This window comes from Rhodopseudomonas rhenobacensis (assembly GCF_014203125.1).
Lineage (GTDB): Bacteria > Pseudomonadota > Alphaproteobacteria > Rhizobiales > Xanthobacteraceae > Rhodopseudomonas_A > Rhodopseudomonas_A rhenobacensis.
Genome location: NZ_JACHIH010000012.1, coordinates 67,142 through 88,819, shown reverse-complemented (window position 1 = coordinate 88,819; position 21,678 = coordinate 67,142). Strand labels below are relative to the sequence as shown.

The window sequence follows — 21,678 nt, the reverse complement described above, 5'->3', positions numbered from 1 at the left end:
ACAAGCCCCATGACAGATGTTCTGACGTCGCTGCCGGTCGGTTCTGCGGATATCGAGGCGGCCGCCTTGGTACTTGCGCCCTATGCGGTGCGCACCCCTCTGCTCTCGTCGCCGGCGCTCGATCAGCGCACCGGGGCGCGGGTGTTTCTGAAGCCGGAGACGCTGCAGCGGACCGGCTCGTTCAAATTTCGCGGCGCCTTCAACAAGATGTCGTCGATCCCGCGCGAAGCGCGCGGCGGCGGCGTGGTGGCGTTCTCCTCCGGCAATCATGCCCAGGGGGTCGCCGCCGCGGCGCAGATTCTCGGCATGCAGGCGACCATCGTGATGCCGGCCGACGCGCCGCTCTCGAAGATCGAACGCACCAAGGCCTACGGCGCCGAAGTGGTGCTGTACGATCGCGACCGCGAGGACCGCGAGGCGATCGCCCGCGGCATCGCCGAGAAAACCGGCGCGACGCTGGTGCCGCCCTATGACGATCCGAAGGTGATCGCAGGCCAAGGCACGGTGGGGCGAGAGATCGTTGAGGATCTGGCGGCGCTGGGGCTGGTGCCGGATATCGTCGTCGCACCCGCGTCCGGCGGCGGCCTGATGGCCGGCACCGCGGTGGCCGTCCGCGCGCGCTGTCCGCAGGCCACCATCATCTGCGCCGAACCCGAAGCCTATGACGATCACGCCCGCTCGTTGCAGGCCGGGGAGCGGCAGGCGCATGGCGCCACCGAGCGCACCATCTGCGACGCGCTGATGGCGGCGATGCCCGGGCAGTTGACGTTCTCGATCAACCAGCAGCTGCTGGCGCGCGGCGTCACCGCGTCGGACGCCGAGGTCGGCGCCGCGGTGGCGCTCCTGTTCCGGGAGTTGAAGCTGGTGGTCGAGCCGGGCGGCGCCGTGGCGCTGGCGGCGCTGTTGTCGGGCGCGATCGACGCCCGCGGCAAGACCGTGGCGATCGTGCTGTCGGGCGGCAATGTCGACGCCGATGTGTTCGCTCGGCTGATTCAGGGATAGTTGAGCACCCTGACGTCTCATTGAGAACCGTGCCCCGGACGCTGCGCAGCGCGCCGCGCTTGCGGCGTGGTGCGCTGCAGAGCCGGGGCCGTTACGAAATGCGGCGCTCGCCAAATCAACATTTGGAACGGTCCCGGCTCGCGTCGCAGCGCCAGCGCGCTGGTCGCGTCCGGGACACGGGTTCGACAGGAACAACCGTTGATTTCGTCGAAGTCGCGCGGCGCGACTTGCGATCAGGAAAAGAACGCCAGCTTCTCGGCCTGGGACATGCGCCGGATCGCCGCCAGGGGATCGACGCCGGAGCCGAGCGGTTTGCGCACCATGCCGCGCGCGATCAGCGCTTCGCCGAGCGAGGCCGGTTCGGCGGCCGACATCGTCGCTGCGGCGGGGCCGATCTGAGCCGCGTCGTCGGGGCTCGCCGCCGATATCGCCACCGCGACCGGCGGAGCCACGGGCATTTCGACCGGCTGCGACGGCAAAGCCGCCGGTGGCGCGGCCTCGAGCGTTGCCGGCTCGGCCGGCGGCAACTCGCTCGCAGCCAAATTCCTCGTTGCCACCGCGCTGGTGGGCAAGTCGCTCATCTCGGCTTCGGCCATGGCGATCTCGGCCAGCGCGGCTTCGATCTCGACCGGCTGCTCCATCGTGTCGACGGCCGTCATCGAAGCCTGCTCCCGATCGGGGGCGGCCATTTCCTGCGCGACCATGTCGAGCACGGCGATATCGTAGGCGGTCGCGGCCTCGTCGGCGATGATCTGGTCGAGCGTCGGCAGGTCGGCGTCCACGGCGCCTGAGGCAATCGGTTCGGCGGCGACCGGGTCTGCCGCCATCGGGGAAATGGCCATCGTGTTGGTGGCCATCGTGTTGGTGGCGACATCATCCGCCACGATCTCGTCGCGCGGCGCCGGGGCAGCCTGTGGCGCGGGCCTCGGCGCCTCGGGCGGCGCGGCAACCTCAGGCTCGGGCGGCGGCGCCGGCGGCACGAAGGCAACCGGCTCGGCGCGCTCCGACGTGGCAGGCGTCGGCACCGCGGGCGGGGCCGCCTCGGGGGCCGCAGCCGGCGGCGTGAAGCTCGGTTTGGCCGCGACTTGGGCCACCGGCAGCGGCGCTACGCCGACGGAAGCGACCGGCGCCGAGACGATCGGCGCGGATGCGGCCGGTGCGGTGGCGGCCGAATGGGCCTTCGGGGTTGGCTCGGCCGGCGCGGCTTCGGCGACCGGCGGACGCGAGTCGCTCATCGCATGGACGGTGGCGGAGGGCGGCGACGGCGGAGCCGGGCGCGGCGACGGCGATTTGCTCGCCGCGCTGCTGCCGAGATCGACGATCTGCTGCAACAGCTGATCAAAGGTCGCCAGCACCGCGTCGCGCGCGCCGACGCCGGCGATGTCGCGGTGGCCGGCTTCGATCGCGGCGACCTGGGCATCGAGCAGATCGCAGATTCGCCGGTCGGCGCCGCAGTCGCGCAGCGCGGAAGCCACTTCGCGGGTGACGCGCGCGCCTTCGCGGGCGCCGGCGAGGATTTCGCTGGGGTCGGGCAGCGCCTGCGCGGCGCTGGCCTTCGCTTCATTGATCAGTGCGCTGATCCGACCTAGTGATTCCACCAGGCCGCTGGCTGAGGATTTCTTCTGCGCCGCGATGGTCTGTTCAATTCGCGACACCGCTTCCAGCACCATATGGGTGTCGGCGTTGCGGTTGCGCTTGGCGTATTCACCGAGAAACCAGCGGCCCCGCGCGGTCTCCATGAAGGCTTCGCGAATCGCCTCGTAATCCGCCTCGCTGGGCAGCGACGCACGGGCGGAGATCGGCGACAGGGCGAAAGCTTCTTCGGGCATTGCCAACTCGTTGAGGCAAATTCGGACGCGTTGCGCTAACGATCACCATGAACCGCCGCGAATCGCAATTGAATTGATGCCGTCGCCGTCACAAATCCCCATCAGTTCCTACGAGGTCGCAGGGCGATTCGCAGGCCGGCTGGCGCTGTTTTACGGCATGGCGTTCGGCCTGGTCGGCACCTATCTGCCGTTCTTTCCGCTGTGGCTGCAGGCGGTCGGCATCGCGCCGTCATGGATCGGATTGATCATCGCGGTGCCGTCGCTGACCCGGTTCACGTTGTTGCCGATCATCACCAGCTTGGCCGAACGCACCCGGTCGCTGCGCGGCGCGATGATCGCCGCGGCGCTGGCGACCTTCGCCGGCTTCACGCTGCTCGGCACGCTGCAGCAGCCGGTCGCGGTGCTGATCGTGTTCGCGCTCACCTGCTGCGCCTGGACGCCGTTGGTGCCGCTCGCCGACGGCTACGCGCTGAAAGGCGTGGTGCGCTACGGCCTGAACTACGGGCCGCTGCGGCTGTGGGGCTCGGCGGCCTTCGTGGTCGGCGCGCTCGGCTGCGGGCTGCTCGCCGACCTGATCGCCGCCGACCGGCTGATCTGGGTGATCGCCGCGATGGCGGCGCTCGGCGCGCTGGCGAGCTTCGGGCTGCAGCGGCTCGACGAGCCGCCGAGCCACGCGCAGGCCTCGCCGTTCCGTGCCAGCGCCTTGCTGCGGGATTCGCGTTTTCTGGCGATCATCGGCGCGGCGGCGCTGATCCAGAGCAGCCACGCCGCCTACTACATCTTCGCCTCGATCGCCTGGCAGGGCGCCGGGCTCGACGGCACCACCATCGCCGGGCTGTGGACGCTGGGGGTGATCGCCGAGATCGTGGTGTTCGCGCTGTCGCCGCGATTCACGTTGTCGCCGGTGCTGATGATGCTGTTCGGCGGGCTTGCCGCGGTGCTGCGCTGGGTCGTCACCGCTCAGGACCCGGCCTTGCCGCTATTGGCCGGCGTGCAGCTGCTGCACGGGCTGAGCTTCGGATTGACCCAGGTCGGCACCATGATGCTGATGGTGCGGCATGTGCCGCCGCAGGTCACCGCCAGCGCGCAGGGCTATCTCACCGCAGCGGCCGGGATGGTGATGTGCGGCGCCTCGATCGGGACCGGCGCGATCTACGGCCGCATCGGCCTCGGCGTCTATTTCGGGATGGCGGCGATGGCGGGGCTCGGCACGATCGTGGTCTGGCTGGCGCGCCGCAAGCTCGAGACGCATCACCCGGGCGCTCAGCCCCAGAGCGCTGCGTCGGGCGGATAGACCGTGCTGCCGTCGTAGCGCAGCGCGTCGTCGCGGTCACCGGCCAAGAGCAGCGGCCCGTCGAGGTCGACGTAGCGCGCCTGCTGCGCCAGCAGCAGCGCCGGGGCCATCGACAGCGAGGTCGCCACCATGCAGCCGACCATGATCTCGAAGCCCTGCGCCCGCGCCGCGTCGGCCATCGCCATCGCCTCGGTCAGCCCGCCGGTCTTGTCGAGCTTGATGTTGATGGCGTCGTAGCGCTCGCGCAGGCCGTCGAGTGAGGCCAGGCCATGCACGCTCTCGTCGGCGCACACCGCCATCGGCCGCCGGATCCGGGCCAGCGCCTGATCCTGTCCGGCCGGCAGCGGCTGCTCCACCAGGGTGACGCCGAGCTCGGCGCATTCGGCGAGGTTCTGCTCCAGATTGGCGGGGGTCCAGGCCTCGTTGGCGTCGACGATCAATTCGGATTCCGGCGCTTCGCGGCGCACCGCGGCGATCCGGGCGCCATCCTCGCCGCCGCCGAGCTTGACCTTCAGCAGCGGCCGGCCCGCCGCCTTGGCGGCCGCCGCAGCCATCGCATCGGGGGTCCCGAGCGAAATCGTGTAGGCGGTGGTGCAGGGCCGCGGCGCGGCGCGGCCGAGCAGGTCCCAGACCCGCCCGCCGCTGGTCTTGGTCTCCAGATCGAGCAACGCGCAATCCAGCGCATTGCGCGCGGCGCCTGCCGGCAGCGCGGTTTGTAGCGCCCGGCGATCCATTCCTTGGCTGAGCGGCCCTGCTAACGCCGCAATCGTCGCCAATGTCGCATCTGGAGTCTCGCCATAGCGCGCGTAAGGCACGCATTCGCCCCGCCCGACGTGCCCGCCACGGCTGATCTCCGCCACCACCACCACAGCCTCGGTCTTCGAACCGCGACTAATCGTGAAAGCGCCTGCGATCGGCCATCTTTCGATCCGCGCGATCAGTTGCGGTAATTTTCTGGAAGTCATTTCAGAAGCAGACAATTTGGAATCAAAGGTTGCTCGTCGCGATCAAGTATGGCTGGTATTGGCGGTCCCCCACAAGGCACGGCTGGAAGTTAGAGTTCTTTTCCGCGGCTCGGAAAAGCCATAGGAGTTGAAATTGGACGGCAACCCGACACTTGAGCAGATCGCGAGAGGCAACGGACTGGCGCTGTGCGCCGCCGGGTCCTGGACTGCGCCGTTTGCGCCGGTGCTGGAGCGGATCGTGGCCGAGGCCGAAGCGCTGAGCGGCACCCGTCCGAATATTTCCATCGATGTCTCCGCGGTGGCCAAGCTCGACACCTTCGGCGCCTGGCTGATCGAGCGGCTGCGCCGCAGCCTGACCCAGGGCGATGCGGAAGCCACCATCGCCGGGCTGTCGGCGAATTATTCCAGCCTGGTCGACGAAGTGCGGCGGGTGAAGGATCCGGAGCCTGCCCAGGGCGGCGGGCTCGGTTTGCGGGCGCCGGTGGAGCGGCTCGGCCGCAGCGTCGCCGGCTTCGTCGACACCATCGTCGGCCTGGTGGCGATGGCCGGCGCGGTGATGGCGGCGATGCTGCGGGTGCTGTTGCACCCCGGGTCGTTCCGGCTGACCTCGACGATCCATCATCTCGAGCAGGTGTGCTGGCGCGCGGTGCCGATCGTGATGCTGATCACCTTTCTGATCGGCTGCATCGTCGCCCAGCAGGGCATCTTCCATTTCCGCAAATTCGGCGCCGACGTGTTCGTGGTCGACATGCTCGGCGTGCTGGTGCTGCGCGAACTCGGCGTGCTGTTGGTGGCGATCATGGTCGCCGGCCGCTCCGGCTCTGCCTACACCGCCGAACTCGGCTCGATGAAGATGCGCGAGGAGATCGACGCGCTGCGCACCATGGGGTTCGATCCGATCGACGTACTGATCATGCCGCGGATGATGGCGCTGGTGCTGGCGATGCCGATTCTGACCTTTCTCGGCGTGGTCGCCGCGCTGTATGGCGGCGGGCTGGTGGCGTGGCTGTATGGCGGCGTCGACCCGGACGCCTTCCTGCTGCGGCTGCGCGACGCCATCTCGATCGACCATTTCACCGTCGGCATGATCAAGGCGCCGGTGATGGCGATCGTGATCGGCATCGTCGCCTGCGTCGAAGGCCTCGCGGTCGAAGGCAGCGCCGAATCGCTCGGCCGCCACACCACCGCGTCGGTGGTGAAGGGGATCTTCTTCGTGATCGTGATGGACGGCGTGTTCGCGATCTTCTTCGCTTCGATCGGAATGTGACGATGGCGGTCGAACAGGCTGACGCGATCATCCGGGTGCGCGACGTGACGGTGCGGTTCGGCGCTACCGAAGTGCTCGACAAGCTCGATCTGGACGTCAAGCGCGGCGAGATTCTCGGCTTCGTCGGCCCCTCGGGGGCCGGCAAATCGGTGCTGACCCGCACCATCATCGGGCTGGTGCCCAAGGTCAGCGGGCAGATCGAGGTGTTCGGCGTCGATCTCGACGCCGCCAACGCCAAGGAGCGCCGCGCGGTGGAGCGGCGTTGGGGCATCCTGTTTCAGCAGGGAGCGCTGTTCTCCTCGCTGACGGTGGCGCAGAACATCCAGTTCCCGGTGCGCGAATATCTCAAGCTGTCGCAGCGCCTGCTCGACGAAATCACCATCGCCAAGCTCGGCATGGTCGGGCTCGCGCCCGAGGTGGCGGATCGGTTTCCCTCGGAACTGTCCGGCGGCATGATCAAGCGCGTGGCGCTGGCGCGGGCGCTGGCGCTCGATCCCGAGCTGGTGTTCCTCGACGAACCGACCTCCGGCCTCGATCCGATCGGCGCCGGCGACTTCGATGAGTTGGTCCGTACCCTGCAACGTACTTTGGGTCTGACCGTTTTCATGGTAACCCACGATCTCGACAGCCTTCACACCGCCTGCGATCGAATCGCCGTCCTCGGCGACGGCAAGATCATCGCCGCGGGGACGATGGCCGAGATGAAAGCCTCACAGCACCCCTGGCTACGCTCGTATTTCCACGGCAAGCGCGCCCGTGCGGTCGTCGGCTCAAATACCGGAGTAGTTTGAATGGAAACGCGGGCGAATTATTTTCTGATCGGAAGCTTCGTGCTGGCGGTGATCGTCGCCGCGCTCGGCTTCGTGCTGTGGTTCCAGAGCCTGCACACCACCAAGACGCGCAGCCCGCTGCGGATCATCTTCGAAGGTTCGGCGTCCGGCCTGCGCAACGGCGGCAACGTCAACTTCAACGGCGTGCGGATCGGCGAGGTGATCTCGGTCAAGCTCGACAATCCGCGCCGCGTGGTGGCGCTGGCGATGGTCGAGAATTCGGCGCCGATCCGCAAGGACACGTTGGTCGGGCTCGAGTTCCAGGGACTGACGGGCGTGGCGGCGATCTCGCTGAAGGGCGGCCAGGAGGCCGCGCCGCCGGTGCCGCTCGACGAGGACGGCACGCCGATGCTCACCGCCGACCCCGCGGCGCTGCAGGACGTCACCGAGGCGATCCGGGCGACGCTGAAGAACGTCAACCGCATCTTCGCCGACAATGAGGAAGCCGTGCGCACCTCGCTGCAGAGCGTGCAGACCTTCACCGCCAGCCTGGCGAGCAGCTCCGAGCACATCGACAGCATCATGAAGAAGGCCGACGCCGTGGTCACCAAGACCGACAATCTGATGCTGGGGCTCGATGCGCTGGCCGGCGGCAAGGACGGCGGCGAATTGCTGCAGGCGGTGAAGTCGTTCCGCGAACTGACCGACAATCTCGACAAGCGCGCCGGCGCGCTGATGCTGGACGGCCGCCGCACGCTCGCCGATATCAGCCGCGCGGTGAACAACCTCGACAAGAACCCGACCCGGATCCTGTTCGGGCCGAGCACCTCGGCCTCGGAGCCGGCACCGGCTCCCCAGCCCGCGGCGCAGCGGCCGGGACCGCGGCGGCGGCAGTAAGCGCTTTGCCCGTGGGCGGCTGACGGACTCGATCAGCGCAACGACCTCGGGCCGCTTCGCCGGAGTGGATTGAATTGACCGGAAGCCTGCCCCGGACGGAAGCCCAGCGCCGCACTTGGGGCGGGGTGCGCTTCCGAGCCGGGGCCGTTACGGAACGCGGCCGCCAACAAGGTCAGGACGCGTAACGGTCCCGGTTCTGCGGAGCAGCGCCAAGGGCGCTGCACCGCGCCCGGGACACCAGTAGCAAGGCTGAGAGTGCACCCGGCATCGCTTGGGCCACGGTGCAGCGAGATTCTCGTTCGCGCGTCTCGCAGGACTCAAGCATCTTCGGTTGGGATTGAAGCATCCAAGCCAAATGCAGTCGTCATTCCGGATTGCGAGTTCGAAGAACCAGCAAGCCCGGAATCCATAACCCCTGCAGGGATTATGGATTCCGGGCTCGCTCGCAGCCATAGCGCGTCGAAGACGCGCGTGAACGCGCTTCTGGCTCGCGCCCCGGAATGACGGCATGGAATCTTACCAGCGCATCAGTCGGACTCGAAAAGTCGCGCGCGCCCAGCAATGACGCAACGCTCCATTCGCCAGCTTTGACGAACCACAACGTCCAGCGCGCCTCGAACACAACGAAAAGGCGGAAGCATCGCTTCCGCCTTTTGATGTTCAGTGCTCGGCGATCCGCTTGGGACTATCCCAACCGGCCCGAGGCGTGGGCGAGCAGCGTGTAGACCAGCCCGGTTTCAGAGACCAGATGGCCGCGCAGCACCGCCGGTCCGCGCTCGTCGCGCGCCACCTCGTCGAGCAGCCGCTCGAACTCGGTGATGTAGCGGTCGACGGTCTGCTTGAAGTTGCGGTCGCTGCGATATTTGCGGCCGACTTCGTCGAACGCCTTCTGGCCGGCCGGAGTGTAGAGCCGCTTGCTGAAGGCCTTGGCCTCGCCGCGCTGATAGCGATCCCACATTTCGACGGCGAGGTTGCGATCGAGCAGCCGGCCGATGTCGAGCGACAGCGAGTCGAGCGGGTTGCTGCTCGCGGCCTGTGGCGCCGGTTGCGGCGTGCGGCCGCGCGGGGCCTCACGCTCGTTGCCGTTGTCGGCACGGCTGAGCAGGTCGGACAGCCAGCCGTCGCGGCCCTGATCGTCTGCCGCGGGGCTGACCGGCGGCGCTTCGGTGCGGCGCGGTCCGACCGGCAGGCCGAGATCCGGCGGCGGCAGGGTGGCGGCGCTGGAGTCGCGACCGCGCGGGGCCTGACGGAGCGGCGTTTCGTTGCGGCCGCCGGCGGCGGCCAGCATCGGCTCTTCCTCGCGCTGGGTGTTGCGTCCGCTGCTGACCACGTCGAGACCGCGGCCGTGGCGGGCGACGATGCGGTTCAGCTCGGCCAACGCTTCGATCTGGTCGACGATCACCTTGCGCATCTGCGCGGTGCTCTCGGCGGCTTCCTGCGGAATTTCCAGCACGCCGCGCCGCAATTCCTCCCGGGTCGATTCCAGCTCGTTGTGCATCTCCGACGCCATCTGCTTCATGCTCTGCACCATGGCGGCGAACTTGTCGGCCGACTGCTTGAACATCGCGTCGGCTTCGCGGGTGCCCTGCTGATACAGTTCGCTCATCGCCTCGGAGGTCAGCCGGCGTTCCTGTTCGGCGGAGGTGCGCACCGCCTCGAACTGCCGCGCGATGGTCGCCGATCCGGCGCCGGCGGTTTCCGCCACCACCCGCGCGATGTCGCGGGCGCGCTCTTCGGCCGCCGCCAGCGATTCATCCAACAGCCCGGTGAACCGGCTCAGCCGCTGATCGAGATCGGCGGTGCGCAGGTCGATGGTGGTGACCAGCGATTCCAGCTCGCCCTTGCGCTCGGCCACCGACGCGGTGGTGCCGCGGTTGCTCTGCTCGACCAAGGCCGCGGCCTCGACCAGGGCATTGCCGTGGGCGGCGAACTGTTCCGACAGCGCGCCGAGATCGATCAGCGCCCGGCTGGTCTTGGCGTTGAACAGCGTGAGCTGGTCTTCCAAGGCCTGGGTGGCGACGCCGTTCTGCGAGTTGACGTCGTTCATGGTGGTGACGAAGTCCGCCACCCGGGTGACCAGCGCACGCTCCAGCGAGTTGAGGTTCTCGTGGGCGCCGGTGAGCACTTCCTGCAGCAGGATGTTGCCTTCGCGCAGCCGCTCGAACAGCGCCACGGTGTCGGTGCGCAGGATCTTGCTGGTCTCCTGCATCTCGGTGACCGCCGAAATCGAGACCTGGCGCGACTGCTCGATCGCGCTGCGCGACGCCTGCTCGAGGTCCTTCAGCGACTTGCTGACGGCTCCGGTGGCGAGTTCGCTGGCGCCGTTGATGGTGCGGGCAACCTCGGTGCTGTTGGCCACGATCGAGGTCGAGAACGCCTTGCCGCGGGTTTCGATCGCCTTCAGCGCTTCGCCGGTGACGCGATCGATGTCGATGGTCAGCTGACTGGTGCGGCCGCCGATGGCTTCGACCAATTGGCCGCGCTTGCCGTCGATCATCTGCGCCAGCCGATCAGTCTGCTGCTGCACGTAGCTGACGATCTCGTCGGTCTTGCCGGTCATGGCGGAGCCGAAGCTGCCGGAGGCTGCGAACACCGAGCGTTCGATTTCGGCCGAAGTGGTCTTGATCTTGGTCGAGACCTCGTTGGAGGCGGCGACCAGCGCGGTCTGCGCGTTGGCGGCGCTGGCCTGGATGGTGTCGGTGGTGTTGGCGGTCACCGTCGCCAGGTTGCGCTCGATGTCGGCGGAGATCGCCTTCATCTGGTTGGCGGACTCCGACGTCACCGTGACCAGGGTCGCCTGCACCTCGCGGGCATTGCCGAGCAGCGAGGCCGCGGTGTCGGCGCCGACCTTGGTCAGCGTGCGTTCGACGTCGATCGCCAGCGACTTGACGTGGTTGGAGGCATCCTCGGACGCGGTGGCGAGACTGCTCTGCGCCTCGCGGGCGCCGGAGACGATCGCCTCCGCGGTGGCGATGCCGACCGCCGACAGCCGGCGTTCGACGTCTTCGGCCAGCGCATTGACCTGGCCTGCGGTCTCGGTGGAGGCGCTGAGCAGGGTGTTCTGCGCTTCCCGCGCGCCGGACAGAATGGCGGCGGCGGTCGAGGTGCCGACCGCGGTCAGCGTGCGTTCGACGTCGCCGGCGAGCGATTTGACCTGACCCGACACGTCGGTCGAGGCGCCGAGCAGCCGCTCCTGGGCTTCCCGGGCGCTGCCGAGAATCGACTCGGCGGTGGACGATCCGGCCGCCGACAGCGTGCGCTCGACGTCGATGGTCAAGGACCGGACGTGGTTGGCGGCGTCCGAGGAGGCGGTGACGAGCGCGGTCTGCGCGTCCCGCGCGCTGTTGAGGATGGTCTCGGCGGTGGCCGTTCCGGCGGCGGACAGCGTGCGTTCGACGTCGGCGGTCAGCGACTTGACGTGTTCGGAAGCATCCGACGAGGCGGTGACCAGGGCGGTCTGCGCGGCGCGGGCGCCGGTCAGCACGGAGTCCGCGGTGGCTGAGCCGGCTGCGAACAGCGTGCGCTCGATATCGGCCGACAGCGAGCGGATCTGGTTGGCGACGTCGGCCGAGGTGGCGACCAGCGTGGTCTGCGCCTCGCGGGCTCCGGAGAGCAGCGACGTGGCGGTGGAACTGCCGGCGGTGGACAGCGAGCGCTCGACATCGGCGGCCAGCGATTTGATCTGGTCGGCTGCGCCTGTCGACGCGGCGAGCAGCGTCGCCTGGGCGTCGCGGGCGCTGCTGACGATCGAACCCGCCGCATTGGTGCCGACCGCGGTGAGCGCGGTCTCGAGCTCGTTCGAGGTCAACTTGAGCTGGGCGCCGACTTCGGCGGAGGCCGACAGCAGCGATTCCTGGGCGGCGCGGGCGCCGACCTGGATGGTCTCGCTGGTGTTGACGACGAGATGGGTCAGCGCGCGCTCGGCGTCGTCGACATGGGCCTTGATGCCGAGCGACAATTCCTCGGCGCGGGCCATCAGGGTGTCGCTGGCGTTGCGTCCGCTGCTCTCGATGCGGCCGACCACGGCCTCGACGCGCGAGCCCAGCAGATCCTCGAACTGGGTGACGCGGATGTCGATGTCGTTGGCGACGGCGCCGGCGCTGGTCTCCAGCCCGTGATGGATTTCCTGGAACCGCGCGGTGACGATGTCGGCGAGCTGGCCGCTGCGGCCATCGATTGTCTCGGTGACGTCGGCGATGCGCTGGTCGATGGCGCTGACCGCCTGCGCGGTGCCGTCGGTGAGCGAGCGGGTGAGGTGGGCGAGGCGCGAGTCGATCGACTGCACCGCCTGGGTGGCGCCGTCGGTCAGCGACATCGTCAGCTGGCTGAGCCGGCTGTCGATCGCTTCGGTGGCGTTGGCGGCGCCTTCGGTCAGCGCGTGGGTCAGATGGCTGAGCCGGTTGTCGATCGCCTGCGTGGCGTTGGCGGCGCCGTCGGTCAAGGCTTGGGTGAGGCGGCTGAGCCGTGCGTCGATCGCCTCGGTGGCGGTGGCGGAGCCCTCGGTGAAGGTGACGGTGAGCCGGTTGATGCGCGCGTCGATGGCGTCGGTGGCTTCCGCGGCGCTGACGGTGAACGACGTGGTGAGCCGGCTCAGCCGGCCGTCGATCGCGTCGGTGGCGTGGGCGGCGCGCTCGGTCAGCGTCTTGGTCAATTCGCTGAGGCGGCTGTCGACGGCCTCGGTGGCGTTGGCGGCGCCGTCGGTCAGCGACTGGGTCAGCAGGCTGAGCCGCGAGTCGATGGTTTCGGCGGCGTTGGTGGCGCCGTCGGTGAGCGACTGCGTCAGATGGCTGAGCCGCGTGTCGATCGACTCGATGGCCTGCGCCGCGCCGTCGGTCAGCGACGAACTCAGGGTTTCGATGCGGCTGTCGATGGTTTCGATCACCGAATTGGCCCTGGTATCGAAGGTCAATTCCAGCGACTTCAGGTGGCCGTCGACCGCGCTGTCGAAGCTCTTGATCTTGCTGTCGAGAGAACCGTCGAGCCCCGTCACGCGGGTTTCGAAGGTGGTCTCGAACTGCAGCAGCCGCTGGTCGAGCGCGGCGCTGATGGCGCCGCTGTTGGCGGTGAGCCTGGTGTCGAAGGTGTCGACATAGGTCTTCAGCGTCTCGGAGATCTCGTGGGTGCGCTGTCCCATGCGGTCGACGATGTCGCCGCCGAAGGTCTTCACGGTGCGGTCGAATTCGGAGATGTGGCGGGTGATCAACGCGCCCAGCGTGCCGCTGTCGCGGGCGAAGCGCTCGGCGAGTTCGCTGCCTTGCTCCTTCACCAATTCGTCGAACGCGCTCATCTGCATGCTGAGCGTGTCGTGCGCGTTCTCGGTCTGGCTGACGACCTTGGCGACCAAGGTGTTGACCGTGACGTCGAGCGCTTCGCTGGCCTTGTCGCCGCTGGTCAGAACCTGGGTGGCGAGCCGGTTGCCGGCGTCGTCGATCTTGCTGACCAGATCGCCGCTGCGCAGCTCGAGCTCGAGCAACAGCGAGTCCGAGGAGTTCTTCAGCGAGTCGTGGACCTGCTCGGTGCGGTCGGAGATCGCGTCGACGATGGAGGCAGACTTCTGCTCGAATTCGCCGGTGATGCGGTCGATCCGCTCGTTCAGCATGTCGTGCACGCGATCCGCCAATTCGACGAATTCGTTGTGGACGTGGCCGGTCTTGAAATTCAGGCTGGTGGTGAGCCGCTCGCTGGCGTCGAGCACGGCGCGCGTGGTCTCCGAACTGGCTTCCTCGAAGCGGTCCAACAGATCGCCGCCGCGCTCGCCGAGGGTGAGGATCATGTGATCGCCGGCGGTGCTCAGCGCGTTGGTGATGTGCGCGCCGCGCTCTTCCAAAGCGCCGGTGATGCTCTTGGCGACTTCGTCGACGCGCGAGGCGATGGCGTCGGAAATCAACGCGATGTCATGGCGCAGATCGATCTGCACCCCGGAGATCGCGCTGCGCACCTGCTCGGCCTGGCCGACCAGATTGTCGCGCTGATGCGCGATGTCCTGCAGCAGCGCGCGAATCCGCACTTCGTTATCGGAATAGGCGCGTTCCAGCGCCGACACTTCATTGGCGACCAGGGTTTCGAGTTCGCCGGCGCGGGCGATCGCGCGCTCGATGCCGTCGCCCATCGCCGCGACCTCGCGGCGGACCGCTTGGCCGACTGTCACCATGGAATCGCTGGCGCTGCCTTCCGGCTCGGAAAAGCGGATCGCGACCTGCGCCATCGACTGCGCGATCATCCGCAATTCCTGGCCGCGCCAGGCCAGGCTGGCGAGGAAATAGAACAGCATCACCGGCGCGAAGAACAGCGCGACCAGCCCGGCCAGCGCCAGCACGCCGCCGCTGCCCTGACCGATAAAGGCCTGTAGCGACGGCAGAAAAGCGACGGTCAACAGCCCGGCGCCGACCAGCCAGATGCCGGCGAACACCGAGGCGAGCGTATAGACGTTGCGGGCCGGGCGGCCATTCTGAATGGCCTGCAGCAATTGGCCGATGGTTTCGCGGTCGTCGTTCGCCGCGCGGCGGGTGAAGCGCTGCTCCTCGGCGTCGTCGAAACCGGCGCGTGGCTCGGGCATCCGCGGCTCGAAGCCGCCGCCGACGTCGATGTCGGGGGTTTTTGGCGAAGTGTCAGTCCGCACCGAGGTCGTTTCGCCGCCGGCCGGGGGCGCGTCGCTGATGTTCAGGGCCTCCTGAATCGCAGACAGCGCAACTTCGGTGGGATCTTTGACCTTCTTGGGATTGTTCGCCATGTGCAGTCTACGCCCTTGTTCTACGCATCCGGGGACTTTGCGCGGTCACCGACCGCGGCCTGATCGCCGGCTCCGGCGGGTCGCCTGGGATAAATACCCATTGATCCCGCCAGCTTGTCCCACCACTCCGCAAACATCCTATTGTCTTGGCGATGCGAATGAAATGGTTGCCGTTAAGAACATCTTAATCATCGTTAACGCGCCGGCCGCCGCGTAGTGTTACGGGGAAAAATCCTGCGGAAATCGAGGTTTAATGGCAAACTGTCGGCAAAATCCGGGCAAACTTGCGGCAAACGCACAAAGGATCCGTTAACCACTGGCGTGGTTGGCTGGGGGTGAGATTTTTGGTCGGAATGAGCCGGCCCGGCCAATAGTGAGTGACTTGATGTTTCAACCCGGATGGATCGCCTGGATGCCGTCGCCTTCGATCGTGCCTGAGGCAGCTCCCATCGACCATCAGCATCTGCAGCGGATGACGCTCGGCGACGAGGCGCTGGAGCGCGAGGTGCTGGCGCTGTTCATCGCGCAGGCCAAAGGCCTGATCGCCCGCCTCACCGAGTGGCCGGACGACGCCGCGGCGCTGGCGCATAAGTTAAAGGGTTCGGCGCGCGGCATCGGCGCCTTCACGGTGGCGGATGCGGCCTCCGAACTCGAGACCGTGCTGACTCATGGCGGCGACGCCTCGCTGGCGTTGTGGGCGCTCGATCTTGCGGTGAAAGCCGCGAGCGAGGCGATCGGCGAGCGGCTGAAGCGCTGCTGATGCCGGATTGCTGAGCGCAACTGCCTGGTTTTTGCGCGAGGTGCTGGCGGAAACGGGATCGACCCGCTATAGGGACGGCCCCGAACTTTTCTATGCAGCAGCACGAGCAATCATGGCCAAGATTAATTTTGTCGATCACTCCGGCGAAACCCGCACCGTCGAGGTCGAGGAGGGCGCCACCGTGATGGAGGCCGCCATCCGCAACGCCGTGCCGGGCATCGAAGCCGAGTGCGGCGGCGCCTGCGCCTGCGCCACCTGCCACGTCTATGTCGACGAGGCCTGGCGCGACAAGACCGGCGCGCCGACCCCGATGGAAGAAGACATGCTGGACTTCGGCTTCGACGTGCGGCCGAATTCGCGGCTGTCGTGCCAGATCAAGGTCACCGAGGAACTCGACGGCCTGGTCGTCACCGTGCCGGAACGCCAGGCTTAAACAGCCTCACGCGGCCTGCCGCCGGCACGTCGACCGCGCGTCGCCGGCGTGCGGATTGCGATCGCGATCGCCGAGCCGCACACCATCCGAAAGTCGAAATACAGGGATGCCGGGGCCGTTGGGCCAGCGGCCGCGGCTGCCGCATGGCCGCGGCCCGTCCTTGGAGCAGTTCTTGAGATAGGACAAGGTCGCCCCGCGCCGCCCGACCTAATTATGACTTTCCTCTCCTGGCCGCTTTGGCTAGACACGCCGCCAAAGCCAGCCTGCCGCAACCCAACCGAAAAGATGGAACGATGAGCGAAGCGATCAAAACCGATGTCCTGATTGTTGGCGCGGGCCCCTGCGGACTGTTCGCCGTGTTCGAACTGGGCCTGCTCGACGTCAAGGTGCACCTGGTCGACATTCTCGACAAGATCGGCGGCCAATGCGCCGAGCTGTATCCGGAAAAGCCGATCTACGACATTCCCGGCATTCCGATGATCACCGGCCACGGCCTCACCGAATCCCTGCTCGAGCAGATCAAGCCGTTCAACCCGACCTTCCATCTCAACGAGATGATCGAGACCGTGGAGAAGATCGGCGACCCCGGCTTCCGCGTCACCACCGACGCCGGCAAGGTGTTCGAGTGCAAGGTCTTGGTGGTGGCCGCCGGCGGCGGCTCGTTCCAGCCGAAGCGTCCGCCGGTGCCGGGCATCGAGGCTTACGAGGGCGGCTCGGTGCACTACGCGGTGCGCAAGATGGAAGAATTCCGCGACAAGGATCTGATGATCGTCGGCGGCGGCGATAGCGCGCTCGACTGGGTGCTCAACCTGCACCCGCTCGCCAAGCGCATCACGCTGGTGCATCGCCGCGACGATTTTCGTGCCGCGCCGCACAGCGTCGAGCAGATGCGCGCGCTGGTCGCCTCCGGCCAGATGGATCTCTTGATCGGCCAGGTCACCGCGCTGGAAGGCGAGGGCAACGTGCTCTCCGCCGCCACCGTGAAGGGCAATGACGGAACCGTCACCAAGGTCGCCTGCAACGCCATGCTGCCGTTCTTCGGGCTCACCATGAAGCTCGGCCCGGTGGCGAACTGGGGCCTGCATCTGGAGAACAACCTGATCCCGGTCGACACCGGCACCTTCGAGACCAACGTCCCCGGCATCTTCGCGATCGGCGACATCAACACCTATCCGGGCAAGCTGAAGCTGATCCTCTCTGGCTTCCACGAGGGCGCGCTGATGGCGCAGAAGGCCGTCAAATACGTCTATCCGGACAAGCGCGTCGTGTTCCAGTACACCACCTCGTCGTCGAGCCTGCAGAAGAAGCTCGGCGTCAACTAAGCGGTTGTTTGTCGCGCGACGCCGGCCAAACGGCGCGACGCCGCGCAGGCGCCTGCTACTTGATTAGCGGAAAGCCGGATCGCGAAAGCGGTCCGGCTTTTTGCTGGGGTGATCATGACCCGCACTGCCGGCCACGCTGACGGCGCCTCCGACAAATCGCTGCGCTCTCCGCGTCATGGCCGGGCTTGTCCCGGCCATCCACGAACTCGATCGTCTCGCTCGCCGGCGTGGATGCCCGGGACAAGCCCGGCATGACGGGGTGAGGTTGCCGCAAGATTTTTGCGTTTTCTGTGTACCGACGAAAAGCGAACTTTCGCGGATTTTTGCGGGACCGCAAAATAGGCGTCAGCTGGTTGATTTGACTTCAAAAATGACGCTGAGCGGCAATCCCGCTCGCGGCCGCTGATCTTGCGGCAAAGCCAAGGCAGCGATTTTCCGTGCCACATTCCTTGCGGCCAAAGCGCGGCAATTTGGTGAAATCGGACTTTCGCGCGAGGCGCCGAAATAAGGCAAATCCGCCGCGAAAATAACGCTATCCCCGGGGGTGGGAGAGGCGCCGAATCGGCGGCGCCGCGACGGCGTGTCGCGGGGGATAGGTGTGCACGGGGGCGCAGCGGGACGGCGAGCGGCAGCGCGGCGATTCCCTCCCCCTTGCGGGGAGGGTCGGCCGAGCGGCGGTCGGCGCCCCGCGCCGGTCGTCAGCGGAGGCGCTTACGGGCTAGCGAGCCAAACCACCCTAACGGTCGCCTGCTAGCTCTTAGGCTTAGGATAGAGGTAATGCTTGGGTCGATAGCATGGACAGCGAAGCGATTTTATTGGCTATTCCTAATTCTCGATGGGATTATAATTGGACGATGGGCGATCGCGTCTTAGCGCCCTTGGCGTCGGTGTTCGACGCATTGAAATGCGCGCGAACGATAATTGCGATTGAGAAAATGATTGAACCTAGCGTTATGGTCGGAAAAAGCGAGAATGCCGATGGTGAAGAGTTGCCGTTGGACGGAAACTTCATCGAGCAGGCCGAGTATATCCAGGAGGATTCATTCAACGCTCTAAGTGCTGAGCATCCCGACGAGGATAGCATAGTTCGTCGACTATCAGTTGGTGGAGCAAAGCTATTGGTCGGGCCGCGTGGTTGCGGCAAAACGACTCTTATGCTGAAGGCTTATTACTCCTTGTTAAGGAGTTCTCAGCCAACAACATTGCCTGTGTATGTGAATTTCAAGCTGTCTCTTAAGCTCGAGCCGCTATATGCCAAGACGCCAAACGCCACTTTTTGGTTTCGTCAATGGCTGACACTGAAGATCTATGAAGGTCTATTAGACGCAATTAAGAATTCTAATCGGTTTATGTCCCCGCCGGAGCTTCCATCTCAGGGCGATTTAGAGAAGGCAATGATAAGCTTGGAGACAGGCAGCGCGTTGTCGGGAGAAAGCGCAACTACCTATACAATGGAGGGCTTGTCGAAGGCGATAGTTCGAGTTCTGGCAGGAAATGACCTCGTGCGATGTGTGCTCTTGATGGATGATGCGGCGCATGCATTTTCGCCGCGCCAGCAAGAGGACTTTTTTGAGTTCTTCAGAGAGATCAAGAGTCGTGAGATTTCACCTAAGGCGGCTGTGTACCCTGGGATAACTACACATTCTCCGACGTTCCACGTTGGGCATGATGCCGAGCAGATAGATGTGTGGATTAGGCCCGATGGGCAGGGTTATTTGGGCTTCATGCGAACATTGGCGGAGCGGAGGTTTGGCGGTGAGCTTCCCATCGCACTCAGGGCCACGCCAGAAGCGATTGAATTTCTTGCGTATGCCTCGTTTGGTATCCCCCGATCCTTCTTAAATATGCTGCGCACCATCTATCATGATGGCGGAGCGGCCCTATCAAGTACGGGCGGTGTGGATCGTCGGCGCCTATTTGACATCGCCAAGCAAAGCAAAGAGTTGTCTCACGGAGTCTACGAATCTTTGGCAATTAAGATACCTGCTTACAGCGTATTTGTTGAGACGGGGCAGGGCATATACCAGAAGATAATCGAGATCATCAAATCCCTGAATAGGGACCGGCCGGACGACAATCAGGCTTTGGAGTTTGGACTTAAAAAGCCCGTTCCGCCGGAAATAGAGAAGGTATTGAGCTTTTTTCAGTACGCGGGCCTCGTTATGCCCGTTGGAGAAAATAGTCGCGGCGTGAAAGGTGTTTTCGAGCTCTACACGGTTCACTATGGCGACCTAATCACTCAGAATGCGCTGATAGGTAGGCGTACGAAGACCGTAAGTTCGTTCGTCGCCGCCTTTAAAGCCCCAACGCACCAGGCGTGGCCCCGAATATCGCCGGACACTCTTGTGGAAAAGGGGTTGTTCGCGAAGCTGTTTCGTTTGACGCTACCGCATTGCCAATCGTGCGGAGCGGAACGAGCGAGCGAGAATGCTCGTTTCTGTCAGAATTGCGGTTCCCAACTGAAGACGAGCTCGCTGTATGATGAACTAGTAAATAAGGACATCAGCGTTCTTCCGCTTAGCAATCGGCTTGTGAAGCGAATCAAGGCGGAATCGACGATTAGGACTGTTAAAGACATTCTGATGGATGTCGATCGTTCGAGAATCCGGTCGGTCAAATACATTGGCCCCGTGCGCACAGAGCAGATTGTTACTTATGCCGAGGAATACATTGCGTGACGGTTGCTCTTGTTGATTTTGTTAATGAGGCGCCTCCGGTGTCCAAACTTGGAGCCGTTCCACAGTATCTGAGGCCTTGTGTGGGTGGCAGCGCTATCGATGTGTTTTTGCGACGTGTGCGGGAAACTCTCAGTTATGGAAGCTCGACAACGTTGATTAGTAACGATTTTATAGGTCGTCTTCTCGTGCTCGGAGTTGTGGCTGCGTCGGAGGCCTATTTTCGTGAAGTTCTGTCGCAATCGATGACGCTCTGTCCAGTGGCAAGGTCAGCAGCAGCTGCTAAGACAATCAATTTGGGGGGATTGCTTTGGCACGGGCGCGAGGGGTTTAGTCGAAGTGCGTTCGACAATTCCTCGTTTTCGTCAGCTAAGGAACTTAAGTCTGCGGCGCAGGAGTATATTGGTTTCAAATTGGCTGAAAGCTCGTTTGGGGCTTTGTTGCAAGAGTTCGATAAGGTTTGTCAGATCCGTCACGGAATCGTGCATGGGGATGGAGTGCTGCCAGGCAAAAACGCGGTCCAACTGGATGTGCCTCCGCAGCAAACGCCGGTCATGATTGTCGTGCGCTTCGATCAACTCCAAGAAGTGGCGTCCGTCGTTACAACGTTGGTGGTTACCTTCAACAGAGAGTTGTTTGCGCTGATGTGTCAACGCTGGGCCATTGAATGGCGTAAGCGCGACGATTGGCGCCCAGACTTGGAGGGGATTCTCTTTTCACGGATTTGGAAGGTGTTCCTATCAGAGGAGGAGCGGAAGGTGCGAAAGGGCAAATCGAAGCTCACAAAGCAGGCATGTATGGCGGCAACAAGAAACCAGTTTGGTATATAGATTGGATATTTACAGAAGTGTGCTCCACAGGCAGGAGCATGGCGGGCGTCGCGGTTACCTGCAACTCGAAACTACTGCTTCTGCCCCTTTTCCTCCCAGGCGCATCCGGAGCTAACTATTAGCGTCTGTTCCCCCTGAACCCAAACCCTCGCCCGTATCGACCTACCTCTGGGGATCGAGCAGGGAGCTTGTCATGGTTGCGATCGCCAGAGCTGTGTCGCGTGCGTTCACCTCGACAGAGCGATCGCCCGAGCTCGAAGGCCTCGAGCAGATCGTGCTGCTATGCGGCGTGGGGCTGTTGGTCTCGGTGCTGCTGATGAGCGACGGCGTCGATCTCAGCCCGGGGCTGTTCTGACGATCGGCGCGCGTCGCGCCAGCGCCGTCATTTCGGTGCGGGCGGCCGGTGGGTTACGGCGCAAGGGCGCCTAACCCACCCTAGAAGCGTCCCACCCCCATCACCCCTGGCCGCCGCCGGTCTTGGTGGTCAGCCGCAACACCTTGCCGCAGCGCGGGCATTGGAATTCGCGCAGCTCGAAGCCCGGTGCGAGCGCCGAGACTCGCACCAGTTCGCGCGGTACCGCGCATTTGAAGCACATCAAGGGACGTGAGGGCATGCGGCAATCCCGTTGGACCGCGCGCAGCCTAGGGGAACCCGCCGCGGGCGCGGTGGGACTATGCTACCTGCTTGAAATTTTCGTTCGGCTGCGGCTCCGGCAGCCGCACCACCGGCTCGAAACACTCCAGATTGGCGATCAGCGCCGAGAAGATCACCCGGTGCTCGATGGTCTCGGCCTCGCTCAGCGCCTTGCGGTAGCGCTTCAGATTCTCGTCACGGACATAGGGCTGCATGGCGATCTCCTGGTTGTATTACCAGCCTAGGGAGCGAAATCCGCCCCGCCAATTC

16 protein-coding genes are annotated in these 21,678 nt (G+C 65.2%); 11 read left to right on the top strand and 5 right to left on the bottom strand.

Annotated elements, in window-relative coordinates:
* Positions 1-9: 9 nt before the first annotated feature.
* The gene (locus HNR60_RS11545) at positions 10-1,002 is read left to right on the top strand and encodes a threonine ammonia-lyase (protein WP_184257543.1); all 993 of its coding nucleotides are present in this window, start codon (positions 10-12) and stop codon (positions 1,000-1,002) included.
* Between the two features lie 233 nt (positions 1,003-1,235).
* On the opposite strand, the gene HNR60_RS11540 is transcribed toward HNR60_RS11545, so the two are convergent.
* A complete protein-coding gene (locus HNR60_RS11540) occupies positions 1,236-2,831 on the bottom strand; it encodes a hypothetical protein (protein WP_184257541.1) in 1,596 nt (531 codons plus the stop codon).
* A 76-nt stretch (positions 2,832-2,907) separates the two neighbouring features.
* Between HNR60_RS11540 and HNR60_RS11535 the strand changes: the two genes are divergently transcribed.
* Positions 2,908-4,125: an MFS transporter gene (locus HNR60_RS11535; protein ID WP_184257539.1), complete on the top strand. Its 1,218-nt coding sequence runs from the start codon at positions 2,908-2,910 to the stop codon at positions 4,123-4,125.
* On the opposite strand, the gene dgcA is transcribed toward HNR60_RS11535, so the two are convergent.
* Positions 4,095-5,090, bottom strand: coding sequence for an N-acetyl-D-Glu racemase DgcA (gene dgcA / locus HNR60_RS11530; protein WP_184257537.1), 996 nt, complete (start codon positions 5,088-5,090; stop codon positions 4,095-4,097). The genes HNR60_RS11535 and dgcA overlap by 31 nt on opposite strands.
* A 133-nt stretch (positions 5,091-5,223) precedes the next feature.
* Here dgcA and HNR60_RS11525 point away from each other — a divergent pair, with 133 nt between their 5' ends.
* From HNR60_RS11525 to HNR60_RS11515, 3 genes are read left to right on the top strand one after another with little or no spacing between them, the layout of a single operon-like run.
* Entirely contained in the window at positions 5,224-6,357 is a 1,134-nt protein-coding gene (locus HNR60_RS11525; RefSeq protein ID WP_184257535.1) for an MlaE family ABC transporter permease, read from the top strand.
* Positions 6,358-6,359: 2 nt separating this feature from the next.
* Positions 6,360-7,148, top strand: coding sequence for an ABC transporter ATP-binding protein (locus tag HNR60_RS11520; protein WP_184257533.1), 789 nt, complete (start codon positions 6,360-6,362; stop codon positions 7,146-7,148).
* Positions 7,149-8,024: an MlaD family protein gene (locus HNR60_RS11515; protein WP_184257530.1), complete on the top strand. Its 876-nt coding sequence runs from the start codon at positions 7,149-7,151 to the stop codon at positions 8,022-8,024.
* 685 nt (positions 8,025-8,709) lie between these two features.
* Here the strand turns inward: HNR60_RS11515 and HNR60_RS11510 are convergent.
* Complete coding sequence (locus tag HNR60_RS11510) at positions 8,710-14,754, bottom strand: apolipoprotein A-IV repeat region-like domain-containing protein (protein WP_184257528.1); 6,045 nt, start codon at positions 14,752-14,754, stop codon at positions 8,710-8,712.
* Between the two features lie 412 nt (positions 14,755-15,166).
* Between HNR60_RS11510 and HNR60_RS11505 the strand changes: the two genes are divergently transcribed.
* From HNR60_RS11505 to HNR60_RS11480, 6 genes are all read left to right on the top strand, one after another.
* Positions 15,167-15,514 carry an Hpt domain-containing protein gene (locus HNR60_RS11505; protein WP_246432910.1) on the top strand — a complete coding sequence of 116 codons (348 nt, stop codon included), beginning with the start codon at positions 15,167-15,169 and terminating at the stop codon, positions 15,512-15,514.
* A gap of 112 nt (positions 15,515-15,626) precedes the next feature.
* The gene (locus HNR60_RS11500; RefSeq protein WP_184257524.1) at positions 15,627-15,947 is read left to right on the top strand and encodes a 2Fe-2S iron-sulfur cluster-binding protein; all 321 of its coding nucleotides are present in this window, start codon (positions 15,627-15,629) and stop codon (positions 15,945-15,947) included.
* 293 nt (positions 15,948-16,240) lie between these two features.
* The gene (locus tag HNR60_RS11495) at positions 16,241-17,269 is read left to right on the top strand and encodes an NAD(P)/FAD-dependent oxidoreductase (RefSeq protein ID WP_184257522.1); all 1,029 of its coding nucleotides are present in this window, start codon (positions 16,241-16,243) and stop codon (positions 17,267-17,269) included.
* Between the two features lie 794 nt (positions 17,270-18,063).
* Entirely contained in the window at positions 18,064-19,947 is a 1,884-nt protein-coding gene (locus HNR60_RS11490; RefSeq protein ID WP_184257520.1) for a hypothetical protein, read from the top strand.
* Entirely contained in the window at positions 19,944-20,774 is an 831-nt protein-coding gene (locus HNR60_RS11485) for a hypothetical protein (RefSeq protein ID WP_184257518.1), read from the top strand. The genes HNR60_RS11490 and HNR60_RS11485 overlap by 4 nt, the downstream gene beginning before the upstream one ends.
* A gap of 193 nt (positions 20,775-20,967) precedes the next feature.
* Positions 20,968-21,129 (top strand): hypothetical protein, encoded by a 162-nt coding sequence (locus tag HNR60_RS11480; protein ID WP_184257516.1) that lies wholly within the window; start codon positions 20,968-20,970, stop codon positions 21,127-21,129.
* Between the two features lie 100 nt (positions 21,130-21,229).
* On the opposite strand, the gene HNR60_RS11475 is transcribed toward HNR60_RS11480, so the two are convergent.
* Positions 21,230-21,388, bottom strand: a complete 159-nt coding sequence (locus tag HNR60_RS11475; RefSeq protein ID WP_184257514.1) for a hypothetical protein — start codon at positions 21,386-21,388, stop codon at positions 21,230-21,232.
* 58 nt (positions 21,389-21,446) lie between these two features.
* Positions 21,447-21,623, bottom strand: coding sequence for a hypothetical protein (locus HNR60_RS11470; protein ID WP_184257512.1), 177 nt, complete (start codon positions 21,621-21,623; stop codon positions 21,447-21,449).
* Positions 21,624-21,678: the final 55 nt, after the last annotated feature.